Annotated in this window: 19 protein-coding genes and 3 pseudogenes; 13 read left to right on the top strand and 9 right to left on the bottom strand. The window is 70.3% G+C overall.

All coding sequences use genetic code 11. The features are described from left to right. Positions 1-27: 27 nt before the first annotated feature. Both C1I99_RS34460 and C1I99_RS00990 read left to right on the top strand, forming a co-directional pair. Positions 28-4395: a polymorphic toxin-type HINT domain-containing protein gene (locus tag C1I99_RS34460; protein ID WP_111132257.1), complete on the top strand. Its 4368-nt coding sequence runs from the start codon at positions 28-30 to the stop codon at positions 4393-4395. A 1-nt stretch (position 4396) separates the two neighbouring features. Then, a complete protein-coding gene (locus C1I99_RS00990; protein ID WP_111132256.1) occupies positions 4397-4756 on the top strand; it encodes a hypothetical protein in 360 nt (119 codons plus the stop codon). Here C1I99_RS00990 and C1I99_RS00985 read toward each other — a convergent pair. From C1I99_RS00985 to C1I99_RS00975, 3 genes are all read right to left on the bottom strand, one after another. Then, positions 4727-7876, bottom strand: a complete 3150-nt coding sequence (locus C1I99_RS00985) for an AfsR/SARP family transcriptional regulator (RefSeq protein ID WP_199561856.1) — start codon at positions 7874-7876, stop codon at positions 4727-4729. The genes C1I99_RS00990 and C1I99_RS00985 overlap by 30 nt on opposite strands. A gap of 315 nt (positions 7877-8191) precedes the next feature. Next, positions 8192-8929 (bottom strand): integrase, encoded by a 738-nt coding sequence (locus tag C1I99_RS00980; protein ID WP_146603856.1) that lies wholly within the window; start codon positions 8927-8929, stop codon positions 8192-8194. A gap of 36 nt (positions 8930-8965) precedes the next feature. Further along, complete coding sequence (locus tag C1I99_RS00975; RefSeq protein WP_111132254.1) at positions 8966-9160, bottom strand: IS110 family transposase; 195 nt, start codon at positions 9158-9160, stop codon at positions 8966-8968. A 492-nt stretch (positions 9161-9652) separates the two neighbouring features. Between C1I99_RS00975 and C1I99_RS33575 the strand changes: the two are divergent. Then, a pseudogene (locus C1I99_RS33575) lies at positions 9653-9775 on the top strand (PadR family transcriptional regulator); the annotation flags it as partial. Positions 9776-9825: 50 nt separating this feature from the next. Here the strand turns inward: C1I99_RS33575 and C1I99_RS00965 are convergent. Beyond that, positions 9826-10197, bottom strand: a complete 372-nt coding sequence (locus C1I99_RS00965) for a class I SAM-dependent DNA methyltransferase (protein WP_233512240.1) — start codon at positions 10195-10197, stop codon at positions 9826-9828. A 756-nt stretch (positions 10198-10953) separates the two neighbouring features. Between C1I99_RS00965 and C1I99_RS00960 the strand changes: the two genes are divergently transcribed. Both C1I99_RS00960 and C1I99_RS00955 read left to right on the top strand, forming a co-directional pair. Beyond that, a complete protein-coding gene (locus C1I99_RS00960; RefSeq protein WP_111132253.1) occupies positions 10954-11514 on the top strand; it encodes a hypothetical protein in 561 nt (186 codons plus the stop codon). Positions 11515-11582: 68 nt separating this feature from the next. After that, the gene (locus C1I99_RS00955) at positions 11583-12554 is read left to right on the top strand and encodes a GlxA family transcriptional regulator (RefSeq protein ID WP_233512239.1); all 972 of its coding nucleotides are present in this window, start codon (positions 11583-11585) and stop codon (positions 12552-12554) included. Positions 12555-12699: 145 nt separating this feature from the next. Here C1I99_RS00955 and C1I99_RS00950 read toward each other — a convergent pair whose 3' ends face one another. The 4 genes and pseudogenes from C1I99_RS00950 to C1I99_RS00935 form a co-directional block, all read right to left on the bottom strand. Next, positions 12700-13167 carry a hypothetical protein gene (locus C1I99_RS00950; RefSeq protein ID WP_111132251.1) on the bottom strand — a complete coding sequence of 156 codons (468 nt, stop codon included), beginning with the start codon at positions 13165-13167 and terminating at the stop codon, positions 12700-12702. 210 nt (positions 13168-13377) lie between these two features. Then, positions 13378-14199, bottom strand: a complete 822-nt coding sequence (locus C1I99_RS00945; protein WP_111132296.1) for an SAM-dependent methyltransferase — start codon at positions 14197-14199, stop codon at positions 13378-13380. A gap of 107 nt (positions 14200-14306) precedes the next feature. Continuing rightward, positions 14307-14630, bottom strand: a pseudogene (locus tag C1I99_RS00940) (transposase family protein); the annotation flags it as partial. 6 nt (positions 14631-14636) lie between these two features. Next, entirely contained in the window at positions 14637-15284 is a 648-nt protein-coding gene (locus C1I99_RS00935; RefSeq protein ID WP_111132250.1) for a hypothetical protein, read from the bottom strand. 71 nt (positions 15285-15355) lie between these two features. Here C1I99_RS00935 and C1I99_RS00930 point away from each other — a divergent pair. Further along, positions 15356-15484, top strand: a pseudogene (locus C1I99_RS00930) (response regulator transcription factor); the annotation flags it as partial. Positions 15485-15524: 40 nt separating this feature from the next. Here C1I99_RS00930 and C1I99_RS00925 read toward each other — a convergent pair. Further along, positions 15525-17375 (bottom strand): glycoside hydrolase family 35 protein, encoded by a 1851-nt coding sequence (locus tag C1I99_RS00925; RefSeq protein WP_199561855.1) that lies wholly within the window; start codon positions 17373-17375, stop codon positions 15525-15527. Between the two features lie 91 nt (positions 17376-17466). Here C1I99_RS00925 and C1I99_RS00920 point away from each other — a divergent pair, with 91 nt between their 5' ends. The 7 genes from C1I99_RS00920 (at position 17467) to C1I99_RS00890 (ending at position 24750) form a co-directional block, all read left to right on the top strand. Next, on the top strand, positions 17467-18489 hold the full coding sequence (locus C1I99_RS00920) for a LacI family DNA-binding transcriptional regulator (RefSeq protein WP_111132249.1): 1023 nt from the start codon (positions 17467-17469) through the stop codon (positions 18487-18489). Between the two features lie 206 nt (positions 18490-18695). After that, on the top strand, positions 18696-20018 hold the full coding sequence (locus tag C1I99_RS00915; protein WP_111132248.1) for a carbohydrate ABC transporter substrate-binding protein: 1323 nt from the start codon (positions 18696-18698) through the stop codon (positions 20016-20018). Positions 20019-20126: 108 nt separating this feature from the next. Next, the gene (locus C1I99_RS00910; RefSeq protein WP_111132247.1) at positions 20127-21110 is read left to right on the top strand and encodes a carbohydrate ABC transporter permease; all 984 of its coding nucleotides are present in this window, start codon (positions 20127-20129) and stop codon (positions 21108-21110) included. An 11-nt stretch (positions 21111-21121) separates the two neighbouring features. After that, positions 21122-22006 (top strand): carbohydrate ABC transporter permease, encoded by an 885-nt coding sequence (locus C1I99_RS00905; protein ID WP_111132246.1) that lies wholly within the window; start codon positions 21122-21124, stop codon positions 22004-22006. A 28-nt stretch (positions 22007-22034) separates the two neighbouring features. Continuing rightward, positions 22035-22214, top strand: a complete 180-nt coding sequence (locus tag C1I99_RS00900; RefSeq protein WP_111132245.1) for a DUF6903 family protein — start codon at positions 22035-22037, stop codon at positions 22212-22214. After that, positions 22211-23692 (top strand): alpha-L-fucosidase, encoded by a 1482-nt coding sequence (locus C1I99_RS00895; protein WP_199561854.1) that lies wholly within the window; start codon positions 22211-22213, stop codon positions 23690-23692. Before C1I99_RS00900 ends, C1I99_RS00895 begins: the two co-directional genes overlap by 4 nt. Next, positions 23689-24750, top strand: coding sequence for a hypothetical protein (locus C1I99_RS00890; protein ID WP_111132244.1), 1062 nt, complete (start codon positions 23689-23691; stop codon positions 24748-24750). The genes C1I99_RS00895 and C1I99_RS00890 overlap by 4 nt, the downstream gene beginning before the upstream one ends. Positions 24751-24871 lie beyond the last annotated feature (121 nt).

The raw sequence follows: 24871 nt of genomic DNA, 5'->3' as shown, positions 1-24871 counted from the left end.
CACGACTCCACGACGGGGGAGAGGGCCGTGAGTACACCGCTGGATGTCGCCGACAGTCTGCGTCGATCACCCATCGGGCGGAGCCGTCCGCTGATAGCCGCGCTGACGGTACTGGTACTGCTGGCGGGCCTGCTGCATGCCAGGCCGGCGCAGGCAGCGGCGGAAACCACCCCGGTGGACCGGTCGTTGGTGGTCTCGGCATGGCGGTGGGGTGGCACGCAGGTCCGGGCCGCCGCCGAGGCCGCGCTGGTGGGCTCCGACGCCCAGGTGCGGGAGTTCCTGGAAGCGGGGTGGCAGCAGGCGCAGCAGCTCGACGAGCGGGACGCGGTCGTCGCCGCAATCGCCGAAGGCGGGCCGGCGGTGCGGGCGGCGGCGCGGCAGGCCTTGGACGCCGCCGATGCCGGCGACGAGAGTGCCATCGACACGTTCCTGGCCGATGGCTGGCACGGGCCGTCGGACATCGATGCGCGGGTGTCGGTGAACCAGCTGATGGCTACCGGTGGGCCACAGGTCCGGGAGGCCGGTCAGCGGGCGTTGGACTCCGGGGATCCGGCGGTGTTGCGGGCGTTCCTCGACTCGGGCTGGCAGGTGCAGTGGCAGACCGACCAGCGGCTGCGGGTCAACCAGGCGATGGCCACCGGTGGGCCGCAGGTGCAGGCGGCTGGGCAGAAGGCGCTGGACGCGGGTACGCCGGAGGCGCTGGAGCAGTTCCTGGAGTACGGATGGGCCGTCGCGGCTGCTCAGGACGAGGAGACCGCGACGCTGACCGGCCTGCTGGCACAGGCGCAGGCCGCTGGTGAGGTGGCCGACGAGGAGACCCGCAACGCTACGCGGGAGGCGGATCGGGCGAAGGCGGCCTCGGACGCGGCGCGCCGGGCGGCCCAGGCGGCGGCACGGGCGACCGAGGCGGCACGGGACAACACCGCGCAGGCGGCGGCGCATGCCAAGCGGGCGGCTGCGGCGGCGCACAAGGCGGCGGAGGCGGCGAAGGTCGCGGTGCAGGCGGCAGCGGCGGCGAGCCGGGCCGCGCGAGCGGCGTCGACGGCGGCCGCGCGGGCGGCGTCGGCGGCGGCGCAGGCGGACCGGGCCGCGGCGCGGGCGTACCAGGCGGCGGCGCACGCCGCCACGGACGCGTCGAAGGCGTCGGCCGCGCGGCAGGCGGCCCAGGCGGCGAACGCCATCGCGCAGGAGGCGCGGAACTTCGCGGACAAGGCCGAGCAGGCCGGCCGGGCGATCCAGGCCGGCATGCAGGCGGTCGATGCGGCGAACTCGGCGGCCATGCACGCCCAGGCGGCGGCAGCGGCCAACGAGGAGGCGGTCCAGCACGCGAACAACGCGGGTGCGGACGCGGCGGCGGCCGTAGAGGCGGCGAAGCGGGCGCGGGCCAACGCCGAGCGGGCGGCGCGGGCGGCGCGGGCCGCCGAGAGGTACCTGCGGGTCGCCATCGACGCGGCGTTCGACGCGCGAGACGCGGCCCGGCGGGCGGCGGCGAACGCGGAGGCCGCGGCGCGGGCGGCGATCGATGCCGCCAACCATGCCGGGGAGGCCGCGGAGGCGGCGCGGCGGGCGACCGAGCATGCCAACGCGGCGACGGTCGCGGCCACGTCCGCGGTGGAGGCGGCGGTGGCTGCCGCCGCGGTGTTCGACGCGGCCCGCGAAGCCGATGTCGAGCGGCTGGCGGTGGCCAAGGACGAGCGGCTGGAGGTCGCCCGGGCGGCGAACGCGGAGTACGAGGCGCAGCGGCGCCGCGCCGACTGGGACACCGAGCAGGCCGCCCAGCGGGACGCGGAGACCAACCGGCTGCTCACCGTGGCCCAGGATCCGGCCACTCCGCTGACCGACGCGGTGGCAGCCGGCCGGCGGGTGGCGCTCACCCTGGCAGCCACGGCCCAGGGAGTGTGGACCCGGGAGGCGGCCCTCGCGGCCCTGTCCGGCACCGACGAGCAGGTGCTGGAGTACGCGCGCACCGGTGTGGCCAAGGCCGCCGCCCGGGACGACCGGCAAGCCGTCATGAACCTCGCCGTCGCCGACAACGCCGCACTCGCCGAGGCCGCGCAGACGGCGCTGGATGGTGACGACGCCGCGGTGCGGCAGTTCCTGCGCGTCCAGAACTACCCCGGCCGATACAGCCAAGACCGGCTCAAGGTCAACCAGATCCTCGCGGCCGCACGCGAGGCCGGTGACGTGGTACTGGCCCAGGCGGCACAGGAGGCGCTGGACGCCGAGACGCTGAAGGCGCTACGTGACTTCCTGGACATCGGCCGGTACACCGCCGCTGCCGTGGGTGAGCGGGTGCTGGTCAACCAGATCATGTCCGACCCGGACAGCGGCCCGGAGGTCAAGGCCGCCGCTCAGGTCGCCCTCGACGGGCCGCCGCCGGGCCTGCGCGAGTTCCTCACCACCGGCCGGTACACCGCGGCGGAGCGGGACCACAGCAGCGCGGTTCACCTCGCGGTGGTCGGCGGCCTGGTGGACAAGATCAACGAGGTCGCCGAGACCGCGGTGCGGAACGCGCTGGAGGCCCAGGAAGTGGCGGCGCGGGCGCGCGGCGACGCCGCCCAGGCCGCCTCCTACGCCAACCAGGCGGCCCAGTCCGCCCAGAAGGCGGCCGGCTATGCCGACAAGGCCCGGCAGCACGCGGTCAAGGCCGCGCAGTCGGTGGACAAGGCAGCGGCGGCGGTCAAAACCGCCAAGCAGGCCGCTACTCGTGCCAACGCCTCGGCCCGAAGCGCCCTCCGCTCTGCCACCTGGGCGATCTCGTCCTACGAGAACGCCGCGGCGGCCGCCTCCGCGGCACACGCCGCTGCCGAACGCGCCCGTAAGGCCGCGCTCAGCGCCGGCAAGAGCGCGGTGGTCGCGGCCGCGGCCGCGCAGCAGGCCTACGAGGAGTACACCTTCGCCCAGGGCGTCGAAATGCAGAAGTGCGTCGACAACTACACCTCCGTCGGCGTTCAGGATTGGGAACAACTCCTCGACCCCACCGACAGCGACTACGCGGAGAACTGCGTCCGCAACGTCATCGCCGACCCGGCCGAACTGGCCACACGCGCCTACATCAACGCCGGCTACTGCGAGGTGTTTCCGCAGGGCAGCCAGGACTACCAGAACTGCGTCCAGTCCACCCTGCACCCCGCCTTCACCGGCATCCAATCGCTGGTCGCCATCGGCCAGGCGATCAACGGCCTCACCGCCCTCCTGGCTCCGATCGGCGTCGCGGCAGGCGTCGCCTGCGTGGCCACCATCGTCTGCGGAGCGGCCCTCGGCACCATCCTCGGCCTCGGCGAGGTCGGTCTCAACCTCTACCGCCTCATCAACGGCGACCAGACCCTCGCCCAGACCCTTCTCAACCTCGGCCGGACCGCGCTGGAAACACTGCTCCTCGCGGGAATCGGCAAGGCGGTCTCCGCCGGCTTCCGCAGCATAAAGGCGCTGTACGTCGCTTCCCAGCACGCCAAGAAGCTCCAGACGGACCTACAGGTCGTCAACCTCGTCCGGTTGCGGCTGGCCGGTTGGACGACCTGCCTGCGGCACAGCTTCGACGCGCGGACGCCGGTCCTGCTGGCGGATGGCGGCCAACGCCGGATCAGTGACATCGAGGTCGGCGACAGGGTGCTCGCCACCGATCCCACCACCGGGCAGACCACCGCCGAGTCGGTCACCCGGCTCTGGCGCAACCGCGACACGACCCTGACCGACGTGACGGTGGTCGGGCCCGCGGGCGGGACGGGCACCGTCAGCACCACCGCCACGCACCCGTTCTGGGCGGAGTCGGCGCGGGAGTGGGTGACAGCCGCGGACCTGGGCGCCGGGGCGAAGCTGCGCACCCCGGTCGGCGACCTCGCCACGGTCGGCTCGGTCCGCACCTTCACCAGCGACCGGGTGATGTACGACCTCACGGTCGCGGGCACGCCCACCTACTACATCGTCGTGGGCGACACGCCGGTGCTCGTGCACAACAACAACACCGACTGTCCGTTGGTGCTCGGTATCGCGCGGCACGGCGAAGTCCTGAAGGAGCAGATCGGTGGCTATACGCTTAACAATCCGGAGTACGCTCGCGTCCTCGGGAACGTGAACGGCCTGCCATGGACAGTCTGGATGCACATGGTCAAGGATGCCCTGGGCAGTAACTCGAAGGTCGCTGTGGCGCTGGATGGCTTCGACGGAATGAACGTGGGCACGGTGGAGGAGGCGAAGCAGGCGTTTCTCGCGGCGTACCGGGCCGGTGCCACCGGGGATGGGGCTGCGACCCAATGGGAGATGTACCAGATCGGGCTCCAATGCCGACTTGAGAACTTCGATTGGGTGAACGTCACCTGGTACTATCGCGGGATAAAGATCGATTTGCCAGAGCCCATCTGGGACCTGGACCCCGCCAAGGTGAGGTTTCCCTGACGTGGACGGTGAATTCCGGTCGGAGCGATACTTCAAAGTCTGGGCGTACTCGGTCAGCAAGTGCCGGCTGCTCCTGCGGAGCACCAAGGACCCTGGCATCTCCACCCGGATCGACGTCTACTTCGGCGGCGTAGGTCGGATGTTGCTCAAGCCCTACTACGAGGGTCTACACGCGACCGAGGCGGATGCCGCAACCACGGCCGAGTACCGGGACAGGTATGGGGAGATCGGGACGGGATACACGCTGTTCACACTGGAGCCCGACCTGCGCAGCTTCGTCGTGGCCGGCGTGATGCAATGGCATGAGGACGACGGCGGGTTCGACGATCCATCATTCTTCGGCCACTTCAAAGGCGCGTAACCCGGTCGCTTCCTGCCTGCGGGACCCGGCGAGCGGGGCGAGATACACGCGGACGTCTTCGGCGTCCGGCATGCCGAGCTCGGCGTAGATGGCGTATGCCCGCTCGTAGTGTCTGCCGGCCTGGTCGGGGTCGCCGAGGGCCTTGTGGGCGTGACCGAGACCGGTGTGGGCGCGGGCCTGCTGATGTCGGGTGCTGGCACCGGTAGCGATGGCGAGCGCCTCGCTGTGGTGGGCCAACGCGGTGGTCGCGTCGCCGGCGAGTTGGGCCGCCTCCCCGAGGCCGTTGACCGACCAGGCCTGCCCGTTCCGTTCGCCGGCTTCCCTGAAGCGGGCGAGCGCCTGCCTGAAGTAGCCGGTGGCCTCCTCCGGTTCGCCCAGACGGAGGTGGAGCAGGCCGAGCGTGTCGAGGGCATGGGCTTCGGTGATGGGTCCGCCAAGAGGCTGGAGGATGGCCAGCGACTGCCGCAGGTTGGTCGCGGCCGGCGCGTAGTCGCCCTGCCGAAGTTCGACGTTGGCCACGTTCAACAGCGCGGTCGCCACGCAGTAGCGGGCACCGATTTCCCGGAAGATGGCCAAGGCCTGCCGGTAGTGGTCGCCCGCGTCGGCATAGCGGCCCACACGCTCCTCCGCCACGCCGAGGTTGTTCAGCGCGAACGCCTCGGCGAGCCGGTCGCCGGCCTGCCGGGACAGCTCGATGCTGCGCCGATTGTGGTCCATGGCGTCGTCATGGTTGCCCAGCCGGTAGCCGACCGTGCCGAGGCTGGTCAGGGTGAGCGCCTCGCCGACCAGATCGCCGGCCTCGCGAAACCGGGCGAGCGCCTGCTGGAGATGCTCGACTGCCGCCTGGTAGCGGCTCAACCGGTTGTAGGCCGTGCCGAGCTGGCGGAGCGCGTGTGCCGACCCGATGTGGTCTCCCGCCTGCTCGGCCGCATGGTAGGCGTGATCGTTGATGGCCACCATCTCGGTGAGGTGGGCGTCGCTGAGGTAGCGGTACAGGGCTCGCGCGAGCCCGGCGACGTAGCTGGACGCGCCGACGGCCCTGCCGTACGCCGCGACCGCCACCAGGCAGTACCGTTCGGCGTCCAGCCAGGCGCGCGCGGCCTTCGGGTCGCTCAGATCGGGGATCAGCGTGGCGGACGCGGTGGCCTCGGGACGATAGTGCGCCTCGCCCGGGTGCAGGGTGTCGGTGGCGGACACGGCGGTGGTCAGGTAGTAGTCGAGCAGCCGCTGCTGCGCGGCCTGGCGCAGCTGCTCGGTCTCGTCGTCGTTGGCCAGGTGGGCCGCGTACGCGCGCAGCAGGTCGTGCATCCCGTACCGGCCGCGACCGGTGCGGTGGACCAGGTTTGCCTGGGTCAGCAGCTCGAGGGTCCGGCGCGTCTGGTCGAGGCCGGTGCCGGTCAGCGCCGCGGCGGCGTACGGATCCAGGTCCGGGCCGGGATGGAGGCCGACAAGGCGGAATGTGCGTACGGCGTCGGGGGACAGGTGGTGGATGGACCAGGAGAACACCTCGCGCACGGCGGCGTACGGGTCGCCGGCGTCGAGCAGGTGCAGTCGGGTCTGCCGGTCGGCCAGCTCGGCCACCAGCTCGGCGAGCGTGCTGTCCGGCCGGGAGGCGGCCAGCTCGGCGGCGACGCGGAGCGCCAGCGGCAGCCGTGCGCACTGCTCGGCCAGCGTCGCGGCGGCCTCCGGTTCGGCCTCCACCCGGGAGCCGATCAACCGGCGCAGAAGGTCGACCGCCTCGGCGGCCGGGAGCAGGTCGAGGTCGAGCCGGTGGGCGCCGTGCAGGGCGACCAGCCCGGCAAGCCTGTCCCGGCTGGTCACCACCACCAGGGAGGAACTGCTTCCGGGCAGGAGCGGCCGCACCTGTGCCACGCTGGCGGCGTTGTCGAGCAGGATCAGCATCCGGTGGCCGGCGAGCTCGCTGCGATACTTGGCGGCCCGCTCATCCACGTCCAGCGGGATGTCCTGGCCGGCCACGCCCAGAGCGGTGAGAAACCGCGCAAGGGCATCCGCGGCCGGCATGGGCTGGTCCGGGTCGTAGCCGCGCAGGTTCACGTAAAGCTGGCCGTCCGGGAACCGATCGGTCATCCGATTGGCCCAATGCACGGCGAGCGCGGTCTTGCCGACCCCGGCGGCGCCAGCGATGGCGGTGATCACCACCGCCGGCGCCGTCCCGCTGTCGAGCCTCTCGTCCAGCAGCTTGTCGAGGCGCCGCAGGTCGGTGGCGCGGCCGGTGAAGTCCGGCACGTCAGCCGGAAGCTGCGCCGGCCGGCGGGGGAGGCCGGTGGCCGCCGGCGGCGACGTGGCCGCACGACCGCCGTTCAGGTGTCGCGGATCACCCGCGCCACGGTCCGGCGGCTCGGTGGGGACCCGCCGACCGCCCAGCCCGAGGGGCGCGGGCGCCAGCTCGGCGTCGTGCCGCAGTATCCGCCGGTGCAGCTCCCGCAGCCCCGGCCCCGGGTCGCTGCCCACCTCCTCGACCAACCGGTCGTGCAGCAGCCGGTAGTGCGCGAGCGCGTCGGCCTGCCGGCCGCAGTGGTACAGCGCGAGCATCAGCTGCCCGGCCAGCCGCTCGTCCAGCGGGTGAGCGGCCGCGGCCGCGGTCAGCTCGGGCACCAGCCGCCCGTGCTCGCCGCGGCGCAACAGCACATCGTGGCGATCCAGCGCGGCCGCCAACCGTTCCGCCTCCAGCTCCGCGCGGACCGCCCGCAGCCAGTCGCTGTCCAGACCGGCGAACGGTTCGCCCCGCCACAAACCGAGCGCGTCCCCCCACAGGGTCGCGGCGCGGCCGTCGTCTGCCCGCCTGGCCCCACTCGCCATTGCCCGGAACCGGTGCAGATCCACCGCCCCCGGATCGACCTCCAGCGCGTAGCTGCGCATCCGCCGCACCAGCGCCGGCCCGCCCGCGCCGCCCAACACCGTTCGCAGCCGCGACAGGTAGGTGTGCAGCGTCACCCGGGCACGCTGTGGCGGCCGTTCCCCCCACACCCGATCCACCAGCTGGTCAAAAGCGACCGCACCGCCCGGCTCGAGCAACAGCGCGGCGAGCAGCGTGCGCTGCCGGGCCGGACCCAGCCCGACCGGCCCGTCCGCCCCGTACGCCACCACCGGCCCCAGCACCTGGAAAGCATCGACGAACCCCCGCCGTGGTCGCCCACCAGCCCTCCCCAGAAGTGGCAACTCCCGTCGTCCTCCGCCACAGTACGGTGCCCGTGCGGGTCACGCGGGGGTCGCGACGAGATGGTCGCGGCGGCGTTTCGGAACCACCTCGACACATCGAACGGCATTGATGCCGTGCCGGCGTGTTGCGAGGTGACGCGCCCATCGTCGAGCGGAGCCTCCACCCGCCCTCGGCGTATGCGGGCTACTGGTGTGCGCCCGTGTCGTCCCACACCACCGCTTCTGGGTTGTCGAGCCAGAACCGGTGTGCACCGGTTACTTGGTGTCGCGGTCGCGGATCATGAACCGGAAGTCGCCGGTGCGTCCTTCGAGGTCCATGAGTAGGTTGCGGGCCTGTTGGGTTACCCATTCCTGAGTTGGGTGTTCGGTCACGCCGAGCAGGTGTATCCGGCGGGTGGCGATTTCCATGACGACCAGCACGTACAGCCGGCGCAGCCACACGGTATCGACGTGGAAGAAGTCGGCGGCCAGCAGGCCGGTGGCCTGGGTGCGCAGGAATGTCGGCCCAGGAGGTGTTGGTCTGGCGGGGTGCGGGGCCGAGGTGGCCACGGGCCAGGATTCGGCGGATGGTGCCGAGGCCGCGCGGTGGCCTAGTCCGAGCAGCTCGCCCTGGATTCTCTTGTGGCCCCAGCGGGGGGTGTCCCGGGCCATCCGGCGGATGAGCTCGCGGATCTCGTCGCTGACGGGTGGTCGGCCGCCGTGGTGGGGGTAGGTCCTGCGGCGTTGGATCAGCCGGCGGTGCCAGGCCAGCAGGGTCGCCGGGGTCACGATCCGGTGGGCGCGGACCGCGCGGGGCGGGCGCCGGGTCAGGGCGGACAGGATCGCCCGGTCCGGCCAGGACAGCCGTGGTCGGCCGTGGACCTGACGGCGTAGCACCGCGACCTCGTGACGCGGCGCCAGTAGCTCAGCGAGCACCGGGCTGTCATTTCGAGCCACGACGAACAGGGCGTCAAACACGCGGATCGCGACCAGATAGATCAGTTGGAACACCATGACCATCAAGGTGCGCCAGCCAGGCTGGGGACCAGCTCACGGCGTGTGCGACACGTACTGGCACCGTACAGCCATTTCGGCGACTGCGGCGAGCAGCTGGGTGAACCCCGCGCTGTCGTTACCGATACGCATCGTCGCGATCGGTGTTCCACGCGAGTCGGCGATCTCTACCTCATGATTGTCTCGATGAGTGTCGATCCCGATGACGGCGTCTACCACCTCTGCCAACATGGGGCTCGTGCTCCTTCCAGGGTTCGGGCCGAACGTCGGCACCGGCCTGGGTGGAGTCACCGAGCGGCACATCTGTGAGGGGTCACACCATCGGCGGACAGGCTTCTGATCAGGCCAACAAGGTGGGCCAGGCCGGTGTCGGCGACCAGGACAGGTCAGAAGAAGGGCACGCACACGCGGCCAGATCCGTAGCGAGTCGCCGGGTACGCCGGCACCGATCCTGGCGGCAGTCCACCCAGGACCACCGCAGTGACACTCACAGATCCGTAGGGCTGCTGCGACGTCCGCAACCAGGTGCTGCGACGTGATGGTCAGCTCGGCGAAGACCCGCCCGGAGCTTTCCGTAACAGCGGCGGCGACGAGTTGCTTAAGCTCAGTAAACGAGACGACCACGTAAGGAAATGGCATCCGGCAGGCGGTCGGGACCCTAGACTCGTCCGCCACATCGGCGGACAGGCCTCGCGATACCGTCTCAGCCGATGTATTGGGGGTGTGGAGACGCCACTACGCGAGCCGACGTTCCTGATCCTGACGGCGCTGGCCGGTAAACCGCTGCACGGCTACGGGCTCACTGCCGAAGTGGCCAGCCTGTCGCAGGGTCGGATCTCCCTAAGAGCCTGGTAAATAAGGGGTCCAGCCCACGACCGGGCTGCGGTGGAGATCGACTACGGCGACGGTGACGGCGTGGCGGCGTGACATGGGGAAGGGCCTCCGGTACGAGCAAAGGCGACTAAACCAGCACGACCGAAGGCCCAGCCCTGTCTGTATACCTTGTCGCCGGTGGCGTCCTCGCCCAGCCGCCGTTCGGCCAGCTCGACCATCGCCGGGCTGGAGTCGAAGCCGGTCACGATGGCCCCTCGCTCGCGAAGAGCCGCGGACAGGGGACCTGAACCGCAGCCGGCATCGAGGATTCGTCGACCGTTCACATCCCCGGCAAGTCCGATCATTGCGGGCCGCTCGTAGTAGCCGTTGATCAGGTTGGATTCGCTATCCGCGGAGTAGCGCTCGGCGAAACTGTCGTAATGGTCGGCCTTCACCAGGCTGTTTCCTAAGCATGTACTCCGAGGTCGAGAGCACGCTCCTGCCATGGAGGCGGAGACACCCCTACCCCTGCCGCGCGGCGGCGCAGTCGGACGCGCGCTCATGCCGCCGATAGCGCGCGGATGCTGGCGTGAGATTCGGTTGGCCGCGAGCTGCAGCCTCGCTGGCGATCCTGGGCGTGATGTTGCGAGGTCCTTCTCTGGATGGGCAGCTCGATGCGGCACGGCCAGCTTCCGCGGCCTTCCCTGCTCCGCGACTGGCTGCGTGCTTCCGTCACTCCGCTCGGTGTTCGGGCTGCTAACTAAGCGCGCATCCGACGTTGGGATCAAGCAGCTATTTCGCGGGCTCGCCCGCATTCCGGGGCGTCGGTGACCTGCGACGTGGTCACCGGTCGTCGCCGCTCGGTCCGCCTCGGGAGGCGGTGACCCGTTGCGTACGTACTCCTTGGCGGGCTTCTCGATCGCGGCGTCAACCTCAGGATGGGCGGCGTCGCGCTCGCCGGCCGGGCTCAATTCATGAGGGCGTGCCGAGGGCGGCTTCGTCGCCTCGTAGCAGGATGTCGGTGCCGTCGACGAGCAGCACCGGCGGGAGACGGCCAGGTGACGCGACAGCCCGTTCGTTGAGACTCCTGGGGCCCATCGGCGAGGACTGTCTGGCTTTGCACGGCATGAATGGACAGGTGCCCCTGAAAATCGGACCGCGGTCGGGGGGCGGGTCGACATCGCACCGCTCGGGCGAGCATCTTCACCGGCATGACGACTTCCGCCCGGGTCGATGCCCCTCGATGGCGTGCGGTCCTGCACCGGTGGCCGAGCGTCGTCGGGCTGGCCGCCGCGGTCCTGCAGCTGGCGACCGGTGCAGACCGTGAAGCAGTTGCCATCGTCTTGTGTGTGGCCACGCTCTGCTACCTCGGTGCCGCCGCGCTCGGGCGGCCCTGGGTGGCCTGGGCGGGCGTCGCCGCCGGCAGCCTGGTGGTCGTGGCCAGCGAGCTGATCGGCCTGGTGTGGTGGGCCGGCCTCGGCATCGTGGCGGTCGCACTGATCGCGGGCGGCCTGCTCGGCGGCGCGTCCCGGCCCGCGCTGACCGCGCAGACCGCCGCGTTGCTGGGGTTCGGCGGGCTCGCCGTGGCCGGGTTGTTCATCGCGCCCCGCGTCGGACTGGCGCTGGTCGGCGTCATGTTGGCCGCCCACGCCGCGTGGGACCTGGTTCACTATCGCCGCAACCAGGTGGTGCCCCGGTCGCTGGCCGAGTTCTGCATCTGGCTGGACGTGCCACTCGGCATCGGCGCTGTGGTCCTGGCGGTCATCGACTGACCCGAGCCGACTGCCGCCGGCCGTCCGGGATGCCGGGACGTCAATCGGCCGGGCATAGGATCGGGCCCGTGCGGGACCGGATCGTTGCGATCGTCGGGTACGACCGCGCCGAGCTACTCGACATCGCCTGCATTACCACGACCCTGGGCATGGCGAACCATATGGGCGCGCGTCGTCCGTACCGCGCGGTGGTCGCGACCCCGGGTGGCCGGCCGATCGAGTTGCACTCGGGGCTGACGCTAGGCGGACAGCAGTCGCTCGAACGCCTCAGCGGACCGCTCGACACGTTGATTGTCGCCGGTGGTCTAGGCCACGAGGACGCCGCGGCCGACCTGCGGCTCGTCGGCCACGTTCGCCGGCTGGCGGTGCTGACCCGGCGGGTCGCGTCCGTGTGTACCGGGGCAAACGTCCTGGCCGCCGCCGGGCTGCTGGACGGGCGGCGGGTGACGACCCATTGGGCGTTCGCCGACGGCATCGCCGCACGCTACCCGAAGGTCACAGTGGACCCGGAGCCGATCTACATCCGCGACGGGAACGTCGCGACATCCGGCGGGGTCACCAGCGCGCTGGACCTGGCGCTCGCGTTCGTGGAGGAAGACCACGGAGCGGACGTCGCCCGGCGCGTATCACGCCACCTCGTGACCTATCTACAGCGGCCCGGCAGCCAGGCGCAGATGAGCATATTCACCGCCGCGCCGCCGCCGGACAACGACATCGTCCGCCGCATGGTCGACTACGTGGCCAGCCACCTCGACGAAGACCTGTCCACCGCCTCGCTGGCGGCACACGCTGGCATCGGGCAGCGACACCTCAACCGACTGTTTACCCACCACACCGGACAGTCGGCCGGCCAGTACGTGCGTCGGGCCCGCGCGGAGGCCGCAGCAAACCTGCTCACCTCCACCTCGCTGCCAGTGGCCGGTGTCGCCCGCCGGTGCGGCTTCGGCTCGGCCGAAGCGCTACGCCTCGCGTTCGCCCAGCTGTACGGGACATCACCGTCGCAATACCGGACCACGCAGGGCCGCCGATCGGCACGATAACGGCGTACGGTCGGGCCATGATCGCCCGACGAAGAACGAACTCGGGCCATCGAGGGCAGCGGCGACCAAGCAAGTTCGGTTCCCCCTCCGGCCCATATCCCGGCTACGCCGCGTTCACGCATCCCCTTGGGGGCATCGCGCCGAGCTAGCTCCACGCGTGCAGCTCGCTCCAGAACGGCACACCGCCGATCGGGTAGTCGGTCAGCGGCAACTCGTCTTCGCTACGGCCGGTTGGCAGATCGGCGAGGCTCAGCGCCGGAACGTAGAGATCCGTCTGGTGGATGCTGAACACCGGGGAATCGTCCGTGGGACCGACGTATCGGTTGCCGAACAGGGGCGTCAGTCGTGGCACCTCGGCGAGCCGCTCCCGGGCGACCGAGAGCCGGCCCGCCGCGTCCGCGGGTGGCGTGCCCCAGGCCGGCCACCAGAAGTCGTTGCGCTCCACGTCGAAGAGGACCCCGTCTACCCGTTGGCAGACGAGCGCCGCCGTGCCGGCCTCGTCGCGCAGTCGCCAGTCGCCCTGTGCGGCGCGGTCGATCGCGTCGACGATCTCGTTTGATGTCGTCGGCCGCCCACCGGCGGAGCCACTGACGCGGTATTCAACGGCCGTCACGTTCCGGCAGGTCCGCCACGGCGACCCGGTTCGTTTCACCGTCAGATCGCGTTGATCGCCTGTCGGTGATCACACCACTGAACCTGGAACACGCTGTGTAGGCAGTAGCGCCGTCAGCACTGCCCATTGCTTCACGCTCAGATCACCTCGCGTCACACCGAGTTCGACGGTCGACGTTCATGTTCGCCACCCACGATCCATGAGGCAGGCCTAGGCCTTACGCGCGACCGCCCCGTACATGGCGATGTCCTTGTCCGCGATCCCTGGGGCCTCGGACCCGTCCGGGCGCCACTTGTGAACCTGGACCAGCCCCGGCTCGACCAACTCCAAGCCGTCGAAGAACTCCAGCGCCGTGGCACGGTCGCGGAAGATGAGGGTCTCACCGAGCCTGTTGTACTCCCGCTGGACCTCGGCCAGCGGGATCGGGTCGAATTCATCGGTCGCGATGGACATCGCCAGGTAGCTGCCCGTCGGCAGCACGTCCAAGACCTGCCGTACGACCCGCAGCGCTTCCGTGTCGTCCTCGATGAAGTGCACGATCGCGATCAGCAGTAACCCGACCGGCTGATTCAGGTCGAGGGTCTGCAGGAACTCCGGCGCGGAGATGATCGTCTGGGGGTCGCGCATGTCCGCCGCGATGTAGGCCGTACGTCCCTGTGCTGTCCCGACCATCAGAGCACGCGCGTGCGCGAGTACGAGCGGATCGTTGTCGGTGTAGACCACCCGTGCGGTCGAGTCAACCGACTGCACAATCTCATGGAGATTCGGTGATGTCGGCAGTCCGGTGCCGATGTCGAGGAACTGCCGGATTCCGCACTCGGTGGCCAGGAAACGCGCCACCCGGTGCATGAAGGACCGGTTGGCATGCATGTGAACCCTCAACGCAGGCCATATCCGCAACGAGTTTTCACCGGCCTCGCGGTCGGCGGCGAAGTTGTCCTTGCCGCCGAGGATGTAGTCGTAGATCCGTGCGCCGTGCGCCTGGTCAGTTCGCAGATCAACTCCGCGCGCAGCTTCGCTACGACGTTCCACCAAGGCCTCCGCCAAAACGATGTCGTCACCCGTGCAGGCGACCCTACACGGTCACGCACCGTGCTCCGCTCCTCTGTGGATCGGTCAGGCGACGGTCAACGCGGTGGACGGGGTGTGCGGCGTTGGTAACGCTCCAGAACTCCCATAACCTGTTCCCGGAACGTTCGACGACAGCCCTGGGTCGGGCACACCAGACGGCGCACGCGCACCCGGACCACCACCGGCCGGGCATCGACCGAAACGTCCGCGAGGGTCCGCTGGTGATACCCGTGCACCCGGCCCGTCACAACCGCACAGCCCGGACAGGCGACCATCCTTTGAGGCGTCCGAGCCCGCACCAGAATCCACTCGCCCTCGTCCGCGACGTCATCGATCACCAGCGGGGACAGCCCTGAGAAAGCTATCTTCGTAAGATCATCGATCTTGCACACATGATCTCAACAACATCGACCACCTTCGGTCACCACCGAATGTGAGACAGAGTCACTTCCGGCAGAAGGCCGGGGCAGTAGCACCATGGTCGCCACAATGATCAAGACGAGAAACCACATGAGAGCGATCTTGGCGCCGCCGCCCGGGTAACTGGTCAAGTTCCAGGTGAGGGCGGCGCCGCCAACAGTCAGCACACCGGCGATAAGGAAATGCGGCATCGGGCGGAAGCGTGCGTACCGCCCGGCCGTGTGGACCCGGCGGCCCGGAGAGGAGGGTACGCCGCGCACCGTCGCCTGGTGGCGTTCGAGCTGCTCGGCGAGGGCGTCGGACCGCATGTCGCCCCACTGCACCTGTCCGTCATCGGTGACGAGTACCACCGGCACCCAGGCCGACTGTGCGGTGGCCGCCCGAGGTGCCCAGCACAACCAAGCAGGTTTCCCACGCATGTCCTCGGCAACCATTACGGGATGCGTGCCGTGTCGGGTCGGCTCGAAGCCCACGTCCCGGTCACCGACGCGGACCACGAGCTCATGCCGGATCGACACTCGCATCTTGTCGGTGTCCTCCCAGTCGCGCGGTTCACGTTCGATCTTGCGGTCCTCCCTAACCCCAACGACCTGGGTCCGTACCCCGTGCGCCGCTGCGGCGGCCACTGCCCGCCGCAGCGCACGGAGCCGCTTGCCCCCGCTGTGGGATACCGCCTGCCTGGCGATTGCCCAGCCCCGCTGCCGAACTGTTCCTCAGCCCGGCCACCGCGCGCACCCACGTCAGCCGCGTCATGACCAAGCTCGCCGCGCGGGATCGCGCCCAGCTCGTCGTCATCGCCTACCAGACCGGTCTCGTCCAGCCCTGAACGGGGACACGTGGATCGAGCGGCCACCGTTAGCGGCGGGTTAGCCGAACTCCTCGACGTACTCCTCCGGCGGTCCGAGCTCGGGGCGGTCCCGCAGCTCCAGGATTCCGCCGAGCCGGTCCAGCTCCAGGACCGTCACGGTGTTCTCACCCACGCGCAGCAGCGGTGCCGGGCAGTACAGCGTGACCTGCGGCCCGATCTCCCAGTACCGGCCGAGCAGGAACCCGTTGACCCAGACGAGGCCACGGCTCGATCCCGGCAGCGCGAGGAAGGTGTCCGCGGGCGTGTCGACGTGCATCTTCGCGACGGCGAATCCGGCGTGCGTGGTCGCGGGGCCGGCGGCGACCGCGTGGGCCAACTCCGCGGCGGACCACTCCTGCAGCGCGATCGGCGTGCTGTCCCAGCCCTGCACGATGCGCCGGTCGACGAGGACAGGCCCGAGTAGGCCCTTGTGCCGGCCGATGCCCGGCCCGTAGTTCACCCGACCGAGATTCTCGACCAGGACCTCCAGGCGTACGACATTGCCGGCTCCGCGTACAGGGATTTCCGGGTCACCGGGGTCGGCGACGCCGAGGACGGTGCCGTCGCCGAAGACCAGGGCCCGGTCGCGTACGTCGGTGAGGATGAGCCGGTGCTCGCCCGCCGGGATGCGCGGGTGCGCGGTGTACAGGACCATTCCGGCGTCGAGCCCGAGCCGCTCGAACGAGGCCGGGCGCGGGCCGGTCGAGGTGGGCGCCGGGACGGCGCGGAGGCCGGCGAGCAGGTCGGCGCGGTGGACGAGCGGGACGCGCGCCGGCGGCAGTGTCGGCGGCCGCGCCGGCATCCGTACGAGTCCGCGCGCGCCGAGCGCCTCGCGCACGGCGAAGAACTTGGCGGTGAGCGTGCCGTCCTCGGCGACCGGCGCGTCCGAGTCGTAGCTGGTCACGGTCGGCTGCAACCGGCCCTCGTCCTCGTTGGCGCCCGCCCAGAGCCCGAAGTTGGTCCCACCGTGGGCCATGTAGATGCTCACGCTGCCGCCGTCGGCGATGATGCCGCCAAGGGTGCGCACGACGCTCTCCACCCCACGGACGTGGTGCCGCTCGCCCCAGTGGTCGAACCAGCCGTTCCAAAACTCGGCGACGACGAACGGTTCGTCCGGTCGCCGCGCCGCGAGGAGCTGCCGGGCGGCGTCGGGCTTGGCGCCCAGGGTGACGGCCGTCAACGTGCCGGGCAGGGTGCCGCCGTCCAGCATCAGCTCGGTGGGTCCGTCGGCGGTGAACAACAGCTCCCGAATGCCGCGTGTGGTCAGCGCCTCGCGATTCCAGCGCAGGTAGGCGTGGTCGTCGCCGAAGCTGCCGAACTCGTTCTCCACCTGCACCGCCACGACCGGTCCGCCCTCGGTGGCCTGCAGCGCGGCGATGCGCGGGACCAGCTCGTCGAACCAGCGGCCGACAGCGGAGGTGAATGCGGGGTCGGAGCTGCGGATGGCGACGTCGCGGCCGGTGAGCCAGCTCGGCAAGCCGCCGTTCGACCACTCCGCGCAGATGTACGGGCCGGGCCGGACGACGACGTCGAGGCCCTCCTCGCCCACCGTGCGGATGAACCGTTCGACGTCCCGCCAACCGTCGAAGCGTGGCGCCTCGTCCTCCCGGGGCTGATGGAAGTTCCAGGCGACGTAGGTGTCGACCGTGTTGAGCCCGAGGTCGGCGAGGCGGCGGATCCGGTCCCGCCAGAGATCGGGGTGGACGCGGAAGTAGTGCAGCCCCCCGGACAGGATGCGATGGGGGACGCCGTGCCGGTACAGGCGGCGCCCCCGCCAGGTGAGCGTGCTTGTGGCGACGCCGGCCGCCGCCGCATCCGTCGCGGTCGTCGTCGGGGCCGGAGAGATCCCCGGCGCGGGCAGCTCGATCACGGCGCGAGCCTATGTTACCGATGCCATGTGTAGCATAGCCGGTATGATCCGGCTCACCACGTCGCGGGCTGGCTCGGGGGAGAGGAGCGCCATGACCGAGGCCACCGCGCGGCCCACCAAGCAGCCGAGCATGGCGGACGTGGCCCGGACCGCCGGGGTGTCGGCGCAGACCGTCTCTCGCGCACTCCGCGACTCGCCCAACGTCAACCCGGAGACCAGGAAGCGCGTGCTCGCCGCCGTGGAACAGCTCGGCTACCGGTTCAACAACGCCGCCCGGGTGCTCTCCTCCGGGCGCAGCTACACCATCGGGCTGGTGCTGCTGCAGTCCGGCGGGTACTACTCGCGCTCGGCGGTGACCGCCGGCGTCGAGGCGGCCGCCGGCGAGGCCGGGTACGCGGTGAGCATCGCGACCATCGCCAGGCTCGACACCGGCCTGATGGAGCGATCGCTGTCCAAACTTGCGGACCAGGGCGTGGACGGCATCGTCATCGCCGTGCCGCTCATCTCCGTGACGCAGAAGCTGGAGGACATCACCCGGGACATCCCCACCGTCGCACTCGACGGCTCCCGCACCGCGAGCGCCCGCGTGCTCGGGATCGACCAGCAGGAGGCGGGTCGCATCGCCACGCAGCACCTGCTCGACCTCGGGCATCGCCAGGTCTGGCACGTCTCCGGCCCCGACGAGTGGATCGAGGCGCGCCAGCGGCGGCAGGGCTGGCAGGAGTGCCTGGCCGCGGCCGGGATCGAGGCGCCGCCCCCGCTGGAGGGGGACTGGTCGCCCGACTCGGGGTACCAGCAGGGGCAGATTCTCGCGATGATCCCGGACGTGACCGCTGTCTTCGCCGCCAGCGACGAGATGGCCTTTGGGGTGATCCGCGCCCTGCGCGAGCGTGGCCGATCGGTGCCCGACGATGTGTCCATCGTCAGCGTCGACGACATCGCCCTGGCGGCCTACTGCTCCCCGCCATTGACCACCGTGCGGCAGGACTTCTACCGCTCCGGCGCGGCGGCCGTCGCCGTGCTGCTGCGGGGCGCCGATGCCGGCGGGGGCGAATCCGTCGCTGCCGCGTCACTGTCGGTACGCGCCTCCACGGCGCCGCCCCGTTCCCGCTGAGCCACGGGTTGCCGTTGGCGCAAACTGCCTCTTGCGCCCTGATGTTATCGATGCCACTGTAACAAGGTCCAGGTCGGCCACGTGATCCAGACCCCGGCCCGGTGGCGCGGCGTCACGGCGGCCCGGCCGCCGATGCGGTCGGCCCCGGACTCGTTCCTCCGCTCGCACCCAGGTGGGCAGATGTCCACGGGAAGGACCCCAAGACCATGAGGAGATCACTCGTCCTGGCGGGCGCCGCGGTCACGGTGCTCGGACTGCTCGCCGGCTGCTCGGCCGGTGGAGACGGTTCGAACTCCGGCAAGACGACGCTGCGCGTCGCCGCCCTCGAAGGCGGCTACGGCCGCGACATGTACGCCCAGGTCATCCAGGCATACGAGGCCTCGCGCCCGGACGTCGACGTGCAGCTGCAGATCTCGAAGAGCATCGAGGACGAGATCACCCCGAACATGAAGGCGGGACGGTACCCGGACGTCGTGGTGCTCGGCCAGGGCCGCAAGGCCGCCCTCACCGAGACCCTCATCAAGGACAAGGCCCTCGAGGACCTCACGCCGGTGCTGAAGGCGAAGGTCCCCGGCGAGGACAAGACCGTGGGGGACAAGCTCATCGAGGGCATCGTCGGCAACCTCAACACCAACCCCTACCGTACGGACCAGACGTATCTGATGCCGATGTACTACGCGCCGACCGGGCTCTTCTACAACAAGGGCCTGTTCGCCCAGAAGGGCTGGCAGACCCCGACCACCTGGGACGAGATGTTCGCGCTCGGCGATACGGCCAAGGCGCAGGGGATCTCGCTGTTCACCTACCCGACCGCCGGGTACCTCGACTCGTTCTTCTTCGCGCTCCTCGCCGACGTCGGCGGGGAGCAGTTCTACACCGACGTCATGACGTACAAGCAGGGCGTCTGGCAGACACCGCAGGCCCGACAGGTGCTCGACATCACCACCCGGCTGCTGCGCTACGCCGCGCCGACCACGGTCGGGTACGCCAACGAACAGGACTTCACCAAGAACCAGCAGTCGATCCTCGACAACAAGGCGCTGTTCATGCCGAACGGAACCTGGATCGTCGGCGAGATGGCGAACGCCCCGCGCGCCAACGGCTTCCAGTGGGGTCTGACACCGCTGCCGGCGGTCACCGCGGGCGGCAAACGCTACATCACGACGTCGGTCGAGTCGGTCTGGATCCCCACTGCCGCCAAGCACAAGGACGCGGCGAAGGACTTCATCGCCTACCTGTACTCCGACGAGGCGGCGAAGATCTTCGCCAAGTCGAACGCGATCCAGCCGCTCAAGGGCATCGCGAGCGGCCTGTCCGGGGAGAACGCCGAGTTCTACAAGGTATACGAGGACCCGTCGGTCGCCGCGCTCGTCGGCGGGTTCGCAAGCACCGCGCCCGTCGAGGGCGTCGACATCAAGGCCACGCTCTTCGACACCGCCAACAGCATCATCAGCGGCGACAAGACCGAGGATCAGTGGCAGGCCGCGCTGAACGACGCCAGCGAGAAGCTGCGCCAGGCGGGCGACTGACGCGTTCGCGGCGGCCCGTTGCGTCCGGGCCGCCGCGGGCGCCGCTCCGACCCGGGAGACCCACTCCGTTCACCCGCAACTCTGTCGAGCGACTCAAGGACCGGCACGGTGACGACCATCTCCGCCCCACCCCCAGGCTCGACGGACCGCACATCCGAGCCGGCGCCGTCCGCCGGGCGTTCCCGGCGCGGCGCCCGGGTCCCGGCCCGTCGGCGCGGCGATGTCGGCTTCGTGCTCGCCTGCCTGCTGCCCGCGCTGGTGCTCTTCGCGGTATTCATGGTTGTCCCGACCGTGAACGTGTTCCGGATGTCCCTCTACACCTGGAGCGGGTTCTCCCCGGACCTGCGCTTCGTGGGGCTCGACAACTTCACCAGGCTTTTCGACGACGAGCAGTTCGTGCGCGCGTTCCAGAACACGGTCGCGCTCCTGGTCGTCGTGACCGTCGTGACGATGGGCATGGGTCTGTTCCTCGCCGCGATCATGACCCGGCAACGGCTGCGCGGGCGGAACCTCTACCGCTTCGTCCTCTACATTCCGAACGTGCTCTCGGTGGTCGTGATCGCGGCGATCTTCTCCGCCGTGTTCGACCAGGAGAACGGCCTACTCAACGGCGTGCTGCGGCTGCTGTCGCTCGACGGTCTGCAGCAGGTCTGGCTCGGTGACCAGAAGCTCGTGCTCTGGTCCGTCGCGATCGCGATGGTCTGGCAGTCACTCGGCTACTACATGGTCCTCTACATGTCCAGCATGGCGAGCATCCCGGAGGAGCTCTACGAGGCCTCCGCGCTCGACGGCGCATCCGCCGGCCGGCAGTTCTTCACCATCACGCTGCCGCTCATCTGGCAGAACCTCCGTACGACGCTGACGTTCTTCGTCATGAGCGCCGTCAACCTCAGCTTCGTCCTCGTCCGCGCGATGACCGGCGGCGGGCCCGACGGGTCCTCCGAGGTTCTGCTCAGCTACCTGTACAAGCAGGCGTACACGAACTCGTCGTACGGCTACGGCATGGCCATCGGCGTCGTCATCTTCGCGTTCTCGTTCCTCGTGTCGCTCCTGGTGAGCCGCGCGACCCGGCGCGAGCCCGTCCAGTTCTGAGGACAGCCACCATGACCACACTTCGTACCGTCGGCAACCGGTCGAGGACCGGCCGGGCCCTGACCTACGTCCTCGTCATCGCGATCGCACTCGCCATCGCGGTGCCGGTCGCCTGGGTGCTGCTCGCCTCGCTCAAACAGAAGAGCGAGTTCTACGGCAGCCCCTGGGTGCTGCCGAGGGGCCTGTACGTCCAGAACTACGTCGACGCGTTCGTCACCGCGCGCATGGGACAGTACTTCCTCACCTCGGTGCTCGTCACGGTGCTCGGGCTGGTGTTCGTCCTGGCGGTCTCCGTGCCGGCGGCCTACGTCATCGCCCGGTACGAGTTCCGCGGCCGCGGCCTCGTGGAGGTCGCGCTGCTGGCCGGGTTGTTCGTCAACGTCAACTACATCGTCGTGCCGATCTTCCTCATGCTCGTCGACTGGGACCGCTCGCTCGTCGACGTGCTCCCCGGCGGCTTCTTCATCGACAACCCCGGGGTCCTCGCGCTCGTCTACGCGGCCACGTCGATCCCGTTCACCATCTACCTGCTCACCGCGTTCTTCCGGTCGATACCGGCCGACTACGAGGAGGCCGCCGCCCTGGACGGGGCGTCCCGCTTGCGGATCATGACCAGCGTCATGCTGCCGATGGCGCGCCCGGCGGTCACCACCGTGGTCCTGTTCAACTTCCTGGCCTACTGGAACGACTTCATCATCGCGCTCACCCTGCTCCCCGGCGACGGCAAGACGCTGCAGGTCGGCCTGCTCAACCTGATGACCGCGCAGAAGGCGGCGGCCGACTACGGGCGTCTCTACGCCGGCATGGTGATCGTCATCGTCCCCGTCCTCATCGTCTACGCGCTCATCCAGCGCCGGCTCATCGAGGGCATGGCATCCGGCGGCGTGAAGGGCTGAAACGGCACTCCTGGAAGGGAAACCCGTCATGAAGGAATCGACGCGCAGCGTGCTGGTCGTCACCGCTCGGACGCTCGTCGCGGCCGGCTGCGTCGCGGTCGTCGTCACCGCGCGTACGACGGTCGGGTGGGGCCGCCTCGCGATCATGCTCGCCGCGCTGGCCGGGCTGCTGGCCGTACTCGCCTCGTACAACCGGCGGTTCCGGTGACCGCGGTCGCGCCGCCCGGGCGGGCGCTGGCCGCGGTCCGGCCGAGCGAGCGCCAGCTCGCGTGGCAGGCGATGGAGTTCTACGGGTTCATCCACTTCGGCATGAACACGATGACGGATCGGGAGTGGGGCGAGGGGCATGACGACCCGGCCGCCTTCGACCCGGCCGGGCTCGACGCCGACCAGTGGATCACGGCGCTCAAGAGCGCCGGGATGACCGGCGTGATCCTCACCTGCAAGCACCACGACGGCTTCTGCCTGTGGCCGAGCGACGTCACGACGTACACCGTCGCCTCGTCGCCCTGGCGCGGAGGCCGGGGCGACGTGGTCGCGGAGGTCGCCGACGCGGCCTGGCGGCACGGCCTGCGGTTCGGGATCTACCTGTCGCCCTGGGACCGCACCGAGGCGTCCTACGGCTCCGGGACCGCGTACGACGACTTCTACGTCGCCCAGCTCACCGAGCTGCTCACCCGGTACGGGCCGGTGTTCTCGGTGTGGCTGGACGGCGCGAACGGCGAGGGCCCGAACGGCAAGCGCCAAGTGTACGACTGGGAGCGGTACTACGCCGTGGTCCGCGAGCTGCAGCCGGACGCGGTCATCAGCGTGTGCGGCCCCGACGTCCGCTGGTGCGGCAACGAGGCCGGGGATACCCGACCCGACGAGTGGAGCGTGGTTCCGCGGGCGCTGCAGGACGCCGAGCGGATCGCGGACCGTTCGCAGCAGGCGGACGACGGGACCTTCGCCCGGCTCGTCCGCAGCGACGACCGCGACCTCGGCAGCCGCGCCGCCCTGGCGGGGCACGAGGACGACCTGGTTTGGTACCCGGCCGAGGTGAACACCTCGATCCGTCCCGGCTGGTTCCACCACCCGGCCGAGGACGCCGCGGTCCGCTCCGTGGACGAGCTGTTCACCATCTACCTGCGCGCCGTCGGCGGCAACTCCGGTTTCCTGCTCAACGTCCCGCCGGACCGGGACGGGCGGATGCCGGACACTGACGTGGCGGTGCTGGAGCGGCTCGGGCGGCGCATCGAGGACTTCTGGGCGCGGCGCATCGCGGCGACCGCGACGGTATCGTCCGGGACCCCGGGCGACGTCGCGACCGCGTGGCTCGGCGGTGCGGGCTTTGCCGGGGCTGCGGGGCTCGCACGCTCACTCCTCGCCCCCGGCGGTGGGCGCGAGCCGTGGCGGCCGGACGACGCGGACCCCCGGCCCGGCGTGACGCTCGCATTCGCCCGGCCCCGTTCGGTCGAGGCGGTCGTCGTGTGCGAGGACATCACGCAGGGGCAGCGCATCGAGCACGTCGTCGTCCGGGGCCGCCGGGCCGGCCGGTGGACGACGCTCGCCGCGGCGAACGCGGTCGGCTACCAGCGCATCCTGACGTTCCCACCGGCCGAGGTCGACGCCGTACTGGTCGAGGTGACGGAAACCCGGGACACACCCGTCGTCGCCCGGGTGGCCGCGATCGAGGCGGCCTCATGAAGGGCACCGCGAGTAGGCCGTCGCGCCGGGCCGTCGTCCTGTTCGCCAGCATGTGGGTCGCCCTCGCCGCGCTGGTGGTCACCGGCGTGGTGCTCACCCACCGCACCGACGAGGTCGCCGTGGTCGACGGGAACGCCGTGACCCGCGACGAGCTGCTCTTCCACATGCGGCGGCTCGCGCCGACAGTGCAGAACGAGCTGCGCAACGAGTACCACCTGCGGGGCAAGATCGACTGGACCGCGAAGGCCGGCGACAAGACCGCACTCCAGCGGCTCGCCACCCGTGCGCTCGACGAGATCCGGCGGGACAAGACCACGCTCGCCCTCGCGAAGGAGCAGGGGCTGATCGACTCCGTCGACCACGCGGACTTCCTCGCCGAACTGGCCGACGAGAACAAGCGGCGGGCTAAGGCCATCGCGAACGGCGAGACGGTCTACGGCGTCGCGGAGTTCTCGCCCGAGGAGTACTACTCGCACCGGATCACCGAACTCACGACGAGCCTGAAGAAGCGGCTCACCGCGGACGCCGACGACCCGCTCTGGGTCACCGATGCCGACGTCCGGCGGGCGTTCGATGTAGACCGGGACGCCTGGAGCGCCAACGCGACCACGTACAGGTACTCGAAGCTCGTCGTGCCGGTGCCCGACGGCGCTTCCGGGGACTACGCGGCCGGCCTCCAGCGGCGGGTGGCCGCCGCGGACCGGCTGGCGGAGGTCGCGGCCGGAGAGCCCGGCGCCCGGCTCACGACCGGGACCCACCACGGCAGCGGCCCGACCGGACGCAACGCCCACGACCAGGACCTGGTGGCGGTGCTCAGCAAGCTCGCACCGGGCCAGATCTCCGCCCCGGTCACCGGCACCAGCCAGATCACCTACTACGAGCTCGACGGCAAAACCGTCGACGAGGGCAAGGCGCTCGCCGACTACTCCCGGCGGATTCGCCAGTCGCTCATCGAGAAGAAGTTCGACCAGTTCATCCAGCACCGAATGGACGACAGCGACATCAAGGTCGATCCGGCGGCGGTAGCCGCCATCACCGCAAAGGATGTGCAGCAATGAAACTTGTCGGTACGGCACCACCCCCTGTCCCGCCGGTACGCCGGCAGCCCTTCCCGCGGGCGCTTCGCACGGGCCTCACCGCCCTGCTCGCCGCGCTCCTCGCGGGATCACTCCTACCCGC

The organism is Micromonospora deserti (genome assembly GCF_003236335.1).
GTDB lineage: Bacteria > Actinomycetota > Actinomycetes > Mycobacteriales > Micromonosporaceae > Micromonospora > Micromonospora deserti.
The sequence above is the reverse complement of the archived record's forward strand: the minus strand, read 5'-3'. Positions and strand labels throughout refer to the sequence as shown.